Origin of the sequence: Pseudomonas sp., assembly GCF_037994325.1 — a bacterium.
Classification (GTDB): domain Bacteria; phylum Pseudomonadota; class Gammaproteobacteria; order Pseudomonadales; family Pseudomonadaceae; genus Aquipseudomonas.
This window is the reverse complement of record NZ_JBBNAH010000400.1, coordinates 1-10,552: the sequence shown is the minus strand read 5'-3', so window position 1 is coordinate 10,552 and position 10,552 is coordinate 1. Positions and strand designations below refer to the sequence as shown.

At 57.6% G+C, this 10,552-nt stretch carries 9 protein-coding genes; all 9 read left to right on the top strand.

Annotated features, from left to right (window positions below; all coding sequences use genetic code 11):
* The first annotated feature begins 76 nt into the window (after positions 1-76).
* Positions 77-1,558, top strand: coding sequence for a transcription termination factor NusA (nusA, locus tag AAAB16_RS13605; RefSeq protein WP_110616966.1), 1,482 nt, complete (start codon positions 77-79; stop codon positions 1,556-1,558).
* A gap of 25 nt (positions 1,559-1,583) precedes the next feature.
* A complete protein-coding gene (gene infB / locus AAAB16_RS13600) occupies positions 1,584-4,085 on the top strand; it encodes a translation initiation factor IF-2 (protein WP_340663798.1) in 2,502 nt (833 codons plus the stop codon).
* A 109-nt stretch (positions 4,086-4,194) separates the two neighbouring features.
* The gene (rbfA, locus tag AAAB16_RS13595) at positions 4,195-4,605 is read left to right on the top strand and encodes a 30S ribosome-binding factor RbfA (protein ID WP_110616964.1); all 411 of its coding nucleotides are present in this window, start codon (positions 4,195-4,197) and stop codon (positions 4,603-4,605) included.
* A 3-nt stretch (positions 4,606-4,608) separates the two neighbouring features.
* Positions 4,609-5,526, top strand: a complete 918-nt coding sequence (truB, locus tag AAAB16_RS13590; RefSeq protein ID WP_340663797.1) for a tRNA pseudouridine(55) synthase TruB — start codon at positions 4,609-4,611, stop codon at positions 5,524-5,526.
* Positions 5,527-5,669: 143 nt separating this feature from the next.
* Positions 5,670-5,939, top strand: a complete 270-nt coding sequence (gene rpsO / locus AAAB16_RS13585) for a 30S ribosomal protein S15 (RefSeq protein WP_010447232.1) — start codon at positions 5,670-5,672, stop codon at positions 5,937-5,939.
* Between the two features lie 215 nt (positions 5,940-6,154).
* Positions 6,155-8,254 (top strand): polyribonucleotide nucleotidyltransferase, encoded by a 2,100-nt coding sequence (gene pnp / locus AAAB16_RS13580; RefSeq protein WP_110616962.1) that lies wholly within the window; start codon positions 6,155-6,157, stop codon positions 8,252-8,254.
* Positions 8,255-8,364: 110 nt separating this feature from the next.
* Complete coding sequence (locus AAAB16_RS13575; protein WP_340663796.1) at positions 8,365-9,780, top strand: tetratricopeptide repeat protein; 1,416 nt, start codon at positions 8,365-8,367, stop codon at positions 9,778-9,780.
* A gap of 199 nt (positions 9,781-9,979) precedes the next feature.
* On the top strand, positions 9,980-10,336 hold the full coding sequence (locus tag AAAB16_RS13570; RefSeq protein WP_110616960.1) for a BON domain-containing protein: 357 nt from the start codon (positions 9,980-9,982) through the stop codon (positions 10,334-10,336).
* A gap of 84 nt (positions 10,337-10,420) precedes the next feature.
* A partial coding sequence (locus AAAB16_RS13565; RefSeq protein WP_340663799.1) for a CsbD family protein occupies positions 10,421-10,552 on the top strand: 132 nt, incomplete at its 3' end.

Genomic DNA, 10,552 nt, shown 5'->3' with positions numbered 1-10,552 from the left:
AGGCCAATATTGTTCCCAGTTTTGACTGAGACGCGGATCCCGCGGATCCAATGGCTTGCGAAAGGCGAGGCGTACGATGAGCAAAGAAGTACTGCTGGTTGTTGAGTCGGTATCCAACGAAAAGGGCGTACCGGCCGGCGTTATTTTTGAGGCGTTGGAGTTGGCTCTGGCCACTGCAACGAAAAAGCGTTTTGACGTCGAAGTTGAGCTTCGCGTTGAGATCAACCGGGTAACGGGGAGCTATGAAACTTTCCGTTGCTGGACTGTGGTTGACGATCAGTCGCTGTTCAATCTGGCATCCGAGCTAACGCTCGACGAGGCTCGCGAGATCAAGCCTGATGCGCAGCTTGGCGATCTGATTGAAGAGAAGATCGAGTCGATCGAATTCGGTCGTATCGCGGCGCAAACCGCTAAACAAGTGATCGTGCAGAAAGTTCGCGAAGCTGAGCGTGCTCAAGTGGTCGAGGCTTATCGCGAGCGTCTGGGCGAGATCATCTCCGGCACCGTGAAGAAAGTGACCCGTGACAACGTTATCGTTGACCTGGGTAACAACGCTGAAGCGCTGCTGGCTCGCGAAGACATTATTTCCCGCGAGACCTTCCGCGTTGGCGCTCGCCTGCGTGCGCTGTTGAAAGAAATTCGCACCGAGAACCGTGGTCCGCAGCTGATCCTGTCGCGTACTGCGCCGGAAATGCTGATCGAACTGTTCCGCATCGAAGTGCCAGAAATTGCTGAAGAGCTAATCGAAGTGATGGCCGCCTCCCGTGACCCGGGTTCGCGTGCCAAAATTGCCGTGCGCTCCAAAGACAAACGCATTGACCCGCAAGGCGCCTGCATTGGTATGCGCGGCTCGCGTGTACAAGCGGTGTCAGGTGAGTTGGGCGGCGAGCGTGTCGATATCGTGCTGTGGGACGACAACCCTGCTCAGTTCGTGATCAACGCCATGTCACCGGCCGAAGTAGCCGCCATTATCGTTGACGAAGATGCCCATGCCATGGACATCGCCGTTGGTGAAGATAACCTGGCTCAAGCAATCGGCCGTGGCGGTCAGAACGTTCGTTTGGCCAGTCAGTTGACCGGCTGGACACTGAATGTAATGACCGAAGCGGATATTCAGGCCAAGCAGCAAGCTGAAACTGGCGACATCCTGCAAAGCTTCATCGACGAGCTGGAAGTCGACGAAGACATTGCCCAGGTGTTGGTAGAAGAAGGCTTCACCAGCCTGGAAGAAATCGCCTACGTCCCGATGGAAGAGATGCTTAGCATCGATGGCTTCGACGAGGAAATCGTCACCGAGCTCCGCGCTCGCGCCAAAGATCGCCTGCTGACCAAAGCCATCGCGACAGAAGAAAAGCTGGCAGACGCGCACCCCGCCGAAGACCTGCTCTCACTTGAGGGTATGGACAAGGCTCTGGCGCAAGAACTGGCAGTGCGCGGCGTGATTAACCGCGAAGACCTGGCCGAGCAGTCTATTGATGACCTGCTCGACATCGACGGTATCGACGCAGAGCGTGCCGGCAAGTTGATCATGGCCGCCCGAGCCCATTGGTTCGAGTAAGTAGGCGGCCTGAGGAGAGAAGTGCATGACGCAAGTCACGGTCAAAGAACTGGCCCAAGTGGTCGCCACCCCTGTAGAGCGTCTGTTGTTGCAGATGCGTGAGGCAGGTTTGCCGCACACGGGTGCCGATCAAGTTGTGACCGATAGCGAGAAGCAAGCCCTGTTGGCGCATCTCAAAGGTAGTCACGGCGAGAAAGTGGAAGAACCGCGCAAGATCACTTTGCAGCGTAAGACCACGAGTACCCTGCGTGTTGCAGGGAGCAAAACCATCAGCGTTGAAGTGCGCAAGAAGAAAACCTTCGTCAAGCGCAGCAACGAAGAAATCGAAGCCGAGCAAAAGCGCGAGCAAGAAGAGCGCGCGGCGGAAGCAGCACGCGTACAAGCGGCTGAAGATGCCAAGCGTCAGGCTGAAAACACGGCTCGCCGTGAGGCCAATTCCGCGCCGTCGGAAGCGGTTGCAGAAGCAGCCCCTGCTGCTCCTGAACCTGTAGTTGCCGATATCGAGTTGCCGCCTGTTGTTGCGCCTGTTGAAGAGCGCAAGAAAGACGAGCAGCGCCGTCCGGACAAGCCACGCAACGATGACGACCGTCGTGGTGGCGATCGCAAAGCTACCGCCCACCGTCCTTCGGTTAAAGAGAAGGAAAAGGTGCCGACTCCGCGCGTTGCCCCACGTACTACCGACGAGGAAAGCGACAGCTTCCGTCGTGGCGGTCGCGGCAAGGCCAAGCTGAAAAAACGCAACGCCCATGGTTTCCAGAGCCCGACCGGTCCGGTTGTGCGCGACGTATCCATCGGCGAGACCATCACTGTCGGCGAGTTGTCCGCACAGATGTCGGTCAAAGCGGCTGAAGTGATCAAGTTCATGTTCAAGATGGGCACCCCGGTGACCATCAACCAAGTGCTTGATCAGGAAACCGCACAGCTGATCGCTGAAGAGCTGGGCCATAACGTCAAGCTGGTGAGCGATAACGCCCTTGAAGAGCAGTTGGCTGAGTCTCTGAAATTTACCGGTGAGGCTGTTGCCCGTGCGCCGGTTGTGACCGTAATGGGCCACGTTGACCACGGTAAGACTTCGCTTCTGGACTACATTCGTCGCGCCAAAGTGGCCGCGGGCGAAGCCGGCGGTATCACCCAGCACATCGGCGCCTACCACGTAGAAACCGAGCGCGGCATGGTGACCTTCCTCGACACCCCTGGTCACGCCGCGTTTACCGCCATGCGTGCCCGTGGTGCCAAGGCCACCGACATCGTGATCCTGGTTGTAGCCGCAGACGACGGCGTGATGCCGCAAACCATCGAAGCCGTACAGCACGCGAAAGCCGCTGGCGTGCCGCTGGTGGTTGCTGTGAACAAAATCGACAAGCCTGGCGCTGACCTGGAACGCATCAAAAGCGAACTGGCAGCCCACGGCGTTTCCCCGGAAGAGTGGGGCGGCGACAACCCGTTTGTGTCGGTCTCGGCAAAAATGGGTACTGGCGTCGACGAGCTGCTTGAAGCGGTGTTGCTGCAAGCCGAAGTACTGGAACTCAAAGCCACCCCATCGGCTCCTGGCCGTGGCGTCGTAGTTGAGTCGCGCCTTGATAAAGGTCGCGGTCCGGTTGCTACCGTGCTGGTTCAAGACGGTACTTTGCGCCAAGGCGACATGGTGCTGGTTGGTTCGAACTTCGGCCGCATCCGCGCCATGCTCGACGAGAACGGTAAGCCGATCAAAGAAGCAGGTCCTTCGATCCCGGTCGAAATCCTCGGTCTTGACGGCACTCCAGATGCTGGCGACGAGATGAGCGTGCTGTCGGACGAGAAGAAGGCGCGCGAAGTTGCCCTGTTCCGTCAAGGCAAGTTCCGCGAAGTCAAACTGGCCCGTGCTCACGCTGGCAAGTTGGAAAACATCTTCGAGAACATGGGCCAGGAAGAGAAGAAGACGCTCAATATCGTCCTCAAATCTGACGTCCGTGGTTCGTTGGAAGCATTGCAGGGCGCTCTTAGCGGCCTGGGTAACGATGAAGTGCAAGTGCGCGTAGTCGGCGGCGGTGTCGGTGGTATCACCGAGAGCGATGCCAACTTGGCCCTGGCCTCCAGCGCTGTACTGTTCGGCTTCAACGTGCGTGCCGATGCCGGCGCGCGCAAGATCGTCGAGCAGGAAGGTCTGGATATGCGTTACTACAACGTGATCTACGACATCATCGAAGACGTCAAGAAAGCCCTTACCGGCATGCTCGGCAGTGATGTTCGAGAGAACATTCTGGGTATCGCCGAAGTGCGTGACGTGTTCCGTTCGCCGAAGTTTGGCGCGATTGCCGGTTGCATGGTGGTCGAAGGTACCGTTTACCGTAACCGTCCAATCCGGGTACTGCGTGAAGACATCGTTATCTTCGAAGGCGAGCTGGAATCCCTGCGCCGCTTTAAAGATGACGCTTCCGAAGTACGTGCCGGCATGGAATGCGGTATCGGCGTGAAGAGCTACAACGACGTCAAGGTCGGCGACAAAATCGAAGTGTTCGAGAAGATCCAAGTGGCTCGCAGCCTTTAAGCACGAGCTGTTTTACGCAACGCCCGGTCCGGCTCACGCTTGGCCGGGCGTTTGCCGCTTTCAGACCGTCAGGGTTTTGCGCCGTGGCGGGAGGTAACAGGTAGTTAGCATGGCCAAAGAATATAGCCGTACCCAACGTATCGGCGATCAGATGCAGCGCGAGCTGGCACAGCTGATCCGCCGCGAAGTGAAAGACCCGCGTGTCGGTCTGGTCACCGTAACTGCGGTGGACGTGAGCCGCGATGTCGGTCACGCGAAGATTTTTATCACCGTGATGGGCCAGGACACTCCTGAAGAAATTGCCCAGAACGTTAAAGCGCTGAATGACGCCGCCGGCTTTCTGCGTATGCAACTGGCTCGTGCCATGAAGCTGCGCAGCGTGCCGCAACTGCATTTCCATTACGACGAAAGCGTAATGCGTGGTGCGCACCTGTCGGCGTTGATCGAGCGTGCCGTGGCTGAAGATGGCGCACACGTCGACGACGATGCGAGTGCCGCCCCAGCGGGTGAGAAGGAGTAACGCGTGGCTCAGGTCAAGCGCATCCGCCGCAATGTCAGCGGCATCATCCTGCTCGACAAGCCCAAGGGCTTTAGCTCCAATGCTGCGCTGCAAAAGGTGCGTTGGTTACTAAATGCCGAGAAGGCTGGGCATACCGGTAGCCTTGATCCATTGGCTACCGGTGTGTTGCCGTTGTGCTTTGGTGAGGCGACCAAGTTTTCCCAGTACCTGCTTGATGCCGACAAAGGCTACGAGACGCTGATGCAGATGGGCGTCACCACCACCACGGCTGACGCCGAGGGTGAGGTGATCGAACGCCGCGAAGTGACCGTTGGTCGTGCTGATATCGAAGCTGTTTTGCCGCGTTTTCGCGGTGATATCAGCCAGATACCACCGATGTACTCCGCGCTTAAGCGTGATGGCCAGCCGCTGTACAAGCTGGCACGCCAAGGTGAAGTAGTGGAGCGCGAAGCGCGTTCTGTTACTATTGCGCGCCTGGAATTACTGGGCTGCGAGGGCGAGCAAGCGAGCCTGTCGGTGGCCTGCAGTAAAGGCACGTATATCCGGACCCTGGTTGAAGATATTGGTCAGGTGTTGGGGTGTGGTGCCCACGTCGCAGAACTGCGCCGTACCCAGGCCGGCCCGTTCAGTTTGGCGCAGTGCGTCACGCTGGAAGAGTTGGAGCAGGTTCACGCAGACGGTGGCAACGAAGCAGTCGACCGCTTCCTGATGCCTTCCGACAGCGGCCTGGAGCACTGGCCGATAGTGCAGTTTTCCGAGCACAGCGCGTTTTACTGGCTGCATGGGCAAGCGGTTCGTGCTCCGGACGCACCGAAGTTCGGCATGGTTCGCGTACAAGATCACAATGCTCGCTTCATCGGGATTGGCGAAGTGAGTGAAGACGGGCGCATCGCGCCGCGTCGTTTGATTCGGTCAGAATGACCGAACCACACCGGGTAACCGGGGTGGGCGAGGGTGGCTGTTAATAGGCACGGTCACATCTCATTTTTTAATACGAGGATTTGTCCTCGGCCTATTGGAACTGCCTTCACTGGAATGCAGCTCCTTACTGAGAGGAAGCCCACATGGCACTCAGCGTTGAAGAAAAAGCTCAAATCGTTACCGACTACCAACAAGCCGTTGGTGATACTGGTTCGCCAGAAGTGCAAGTTGCACTGCTGACCGCCAACATCAACAAGCTGCAAGGTCACTTCAAAGCCAACGGTAAAGATCACCACTCCCGTCGTGGTCTGATCCGCATGGTAAACCAGCGTCGTAAGCTGCTGGATTACCTCAAAGGCAAAGACGTTACCCGCTACAGCACCTTGATCGGTCGTCTGGGCCTGCGTCGCTAATAGCGAAGCTGCTAGAGGTTGGTTGTCTGTCGTTAGTCGTTGGGTCTGCTCTGCAGCTCGGTGGTTAACGGCAGGCTCCCAGCCTCAAGTTTTATCTGCGTCACACGTTTGTGCTACATGCGTTACCTGGACAGTGCGCGGGTCCGAATCCCGTTGGTGCCCAAGAACTCTGCAAGAACACGATTTCCCCAAGGCAAAAAGAAGGTAAATACACCGTGAACCCGGTAATCAAGAAATTTCAGTTCGGTCAATCGACCGTCACCCTCGAGACTGGCCGCATTGCCCGTCAGGCCTCCGGCGCAGTATTGGTCACCGTTGACGACGACGTCAGCGTATTGGTGACCGTAGTTGGCGCTAAGCAAGCCGACCCAAGCAAAGGCTTCTTCCCGCTCTCCGTGCACTACCAAGAAAAAACCTACGCCGCCGGCAAAATCCCAGGTGGCTTCTTCAAGCGTGAAGCGCGTCCTTCCGAGAAAGAGACCCTCACTTCCCGCCTGATCGACCGTCCGATCCGTCCTCTGTTTCCTGAAGGTTTCCTGAACGAAGTTCAGGTGATCTGCACCGTGGTTTCCACCAGCAAGAAAATCGATCCGGACATCGCTGCGATGATCGGTACTTCGGCTGCGCTGGCAATCTCCGGCATTCCGTTCGAAGGCCCAATCGGTGCCGCGCGCGTTGCTTTCCACGAAAGCACCGGCTACCTGCTGAACCCGACTTACGAGCAACTCAAGGCGTCGAGCCTGGACATGGTTGTAGCCGGTACCAAAGACGCCGTACTGATGGTTGAATCCGAAGCCAAAGAGCTGACCGAAGACCAGATGTTGGGCGCTGTACTGTTCGCCCACGACGAATTCCAATCGGTGATCAAGGCGATTTCCGAACTGGCTGCCGAAGTTGGCAAGCCGACCTGGGCGTGGGCACCTGCCGCCAAGAACACCGCTCTGCTCGACGCCATCCGCGCTGAGTTCGGCGAAGCCATCTCCCAGGCTTACACCATCACCATCAAGCACGAACGTTATGGCCGTCTGGGCGAGCTGAAAGATCAGATCGTCGCCAAGTTCGCCACCGAAGGCGGCCCGTCCGCTGGTGAAGTGAAAGAAGCCTTCGGCGAAATCGAATACCGCACCGTTCGCGAAAACATCGTTAACGGCAAGCCACGTATCGACGGCCGCGACACCCGCACCGTGCGCCCGCTGGCAATCGAAGTGGGCGTGCTGGGCAAAACCCACGGTTCGGCCCTGTTCACCCGTGGCGAAACCCAGGCTCTGGTTGTGGCTACCCTCGGTACTGCGCGTGACGCACAGCTGCTCGACACCCTCGAAGGCGAGCGCAAAGACCCCTTTATGCTGCACTACAACTTCCCGCCGTACTCGGTGGGCGAGTGTGGTCGTATGGGCGCCACTGGCCGTCGCGAAATCGGTCACGGCCGTTTGGCCCGTCGTTCGGTACAGGCCATGCTGCCTGCTGCTGACGTGTTCCCGTACACCATCCGTGTTGTGTCGGAAATCACCGAGTCCAACGGTTCCAGCTCCATGGCTTCCGTGTGCGGTGCTTCCCTGGCGCTGATGGACGCTGGCGTGCCGATGAAGGCGCCGGTTGCTGGTATCGCCATGGGTCTGGTTAAAGAAGGCGAGAAATTCGCCATCCTTACCGACATCCTCGGTGACGAAGACCACCTCGGCGACATGGACTTCAAAGTAGCGGGTACCGCCAAAGGTGTTACCGCGCTGCAGATGGACATCAAGATCAACGGCATCACCGAAGAAATCATGGAAATCGCCCTGGGCCAAGCCCTGGAAGCGCGCCTGAACATCCTCGGTCAGATGAACCAAGTGATCTCGTCGTCGCGTACCGAGCTGTCGGCCAATGCTCCGACCATGATCGCCATGAAGATCGACCAAGACAAAATTCGCGACGTTATCGGCAAAGGTGGTGCAACCATCCGCGCTATCTGCGAAGAGACCAAGGCTTCGATCGATATCGAAGACGACGGCTCGATCAAAATCTTCGGCGAGACCAAAGAAGCTGCAGAAGCGGCGCGTCAGCGCGTTCTGGGCATCACCGCAGAAGCTGAAATCGGCAAGATCTACGTCGGTAAGGTTGAGCGCATCGTCGACTTCGGCGCATTCGTCAACATCCTGCCGGGCAAAGACGGTCTGGTGCACATCTCGATGCTGAGCGATGCCCGCGTTGAGAAGGTCACTGACATCTTGAAAGAAGGTCAGGAAGTCGAAGTACTGGTACTGGACGTGGACAACCGCGGCCGTATCAAACTGTCGATCAAAGATGTAGCGGCGGCTAAAGCTCAGGGTTAATCCGAGCTGTACCGCAGTTTGATGAGAGGGCCCTTGCGGGCCCTCTTTTTTTGCCTGGAAAATAGCCCTCCGTTTGGCCAAGACGCTAACGCACAAGGAACGCCGCAGTCATGGAAAAGAGTCTTTGCCATTACCATCCCGCGCAGCCCGCGACCTGGCTGTGCCGCTCCTGCCCTCGGCACTACGGCGATTGCTGTACGCCGCTCAATGAAGATGCCCCGGAAGAAACGCCAACTTGCCCGCTCTGCGCCAGCCGCCTGGAGTTTCTCGGTGCGGCCAATTCCGCGCAGCCGTTCTGGGAGCGAATTCCTAAGTTTTTTGCCTATGGGTTGCAGGCTGGTCCTCTGGCCTTTAGCGCGTTGCTCGCCCTGGCCAGCCTGTTTATGCCGCCTTACCTGGTGTTGTGGCTGCTGTTGTTTAGCATCGCCACCAAATACTTCTACAGCGTGATCGAAGCCAGCAGCGAGGCGCAGCGCGTTGCGCCATCGCTGGCCAGTGCGTTTACCGGCCCAGGCTTCAGTTTGTTTTTTAAACAGCTGGTGGTGTTTGTGCTGTGTTTTGCCGCGCTGTGGCTGGCCCATGATTTCGACAGCGAGGCGATTTACTGGCTGGTGAATATCGGCCTGATGTTGGCCATGCCGGCGAGCATTATCCGTTTGGCGCTGGACAAGACCCTAGGCGCTGCGCTGAGTCCGGAAGAAGTGGGGCAAGTGATCAAGGCCATGGGCTGGCGTTACCTGATCCTCTGTGCCTTTCTGTTTATTCTCTGGCAGTCGCCCAGTTGGGTGACCTTGATGCTGTCGCACGGTCTGCCCAAGGTAGTGCTGCTGCCGATTGCCAGCTTTCTGTTCAGTTATTTCACCGTGGTGATGTGCGCCATGATGGGCTACGCGGTGTTTCAGTATCAGGGCGCCCTGGGCTACGCCATCGCAGAGGACGACAGCCACAACGGTTACCCTGCTGCCGAATACCAACGCCGCCGAGCCATAGCCGAAGCAGAAATACGCATTAAAGAGGGCCAGAGCCAGCAGGCCCTGGAAACCCTGACCGTAGCGTTGGAACGTGCGCCAGAAGACCTCAAGTTAAACGAGCGCTTCCACCAGTTGCTATTCAACCTCAACGCCCGTGATCGTTGCCTGCGCCATCTGGCTCACTATCTGCCGCTGGCCGCGCGCAGCAACCCGGCGCTGGCCGCTACCGCCTTGCTTAACGCGCGCAAAATCCAGCCGGACTACCTGCCTGATGATGCCTTGGTCTGCGAACGCACGGCGGGCGCCTTGCTCGACCGCCACCGGATAAAAGAAGGCCTGAGCCTGCTGCGCAATCTGCACCAGCGCTTTCCCGACTACCCGCATATTCCCCGCGCCTACCTGCGCGCCGCGCGGGGGTTTGCTGAAGGTCTGGGGCAGATTGAGCCTGCACAAAAGCTGCTGGCATTTATCCGCAGCCGTTATCCGCAGTCGCCCTTGCTCTCGGAAGTGGACACCTTGGCGGCGATTCTCGAACGCATGGCCAGCAAAGGCTGACGGTTCATGCAGATTGCAAGTAAGCGAAGCGGTGAACTTGCAATCTGCACGATAAGTTGATTTTTTGAAACTTGCTAAGCTATTGATAAGTAAGGAATAAAAAATTTTACGCAAGTTGGCACACGCCTTGCGATATCTCCTATGAAACCGCAGCCAGGACAGGTGGCGGAATTTTCAAATGAACTAGGAGTGAGACGTTATGAACAAGCCTTTCAATAAATTCGTAATTGCAGCTGCCACTGCCGGCGCCCTGTTGTCCCCTCTGGCGTTCGCTGACGTAGCTAACACCCACAGCGCCCCGCTGATGATGGCTGCTACTACTGACACCGCAGAAGAAGCTGTGACCGATACCTGGATCACCAGCAAAGTTAAATCGACTTTTGTTGCAGACAGCGCACTCAGCGCCCTGGACATCAAAGTTGAAACCAACAAAGGCGTGGTTTCCTTGTCCGGCGTAGTTAAAAGCGATGCCGAACGCGACCTGGCTGTAGCCAAAACAAAAGGCATCAAAGGCGTGAAGGCAGTTTCTGCCGACGGCCTGAAGTCGGCTGAGTAATCTCACCGACCGCCTGAAAGCATTCCCTCAGGCGTCCCGGACTACCGGCGACGCCTGACCCGCCCAGACAAAGGAGGATTTCCCATGAATTCCGACGTAATCAAAGGCAAGTGGAAACAGCTCAACGGCCGAATTAAGGAACGTTGGGGCAACCTGACGGATGACGACGTGGATGTCGTTGAAGGGCATAGCGAATACCTGGCAGGGAAACTTCAG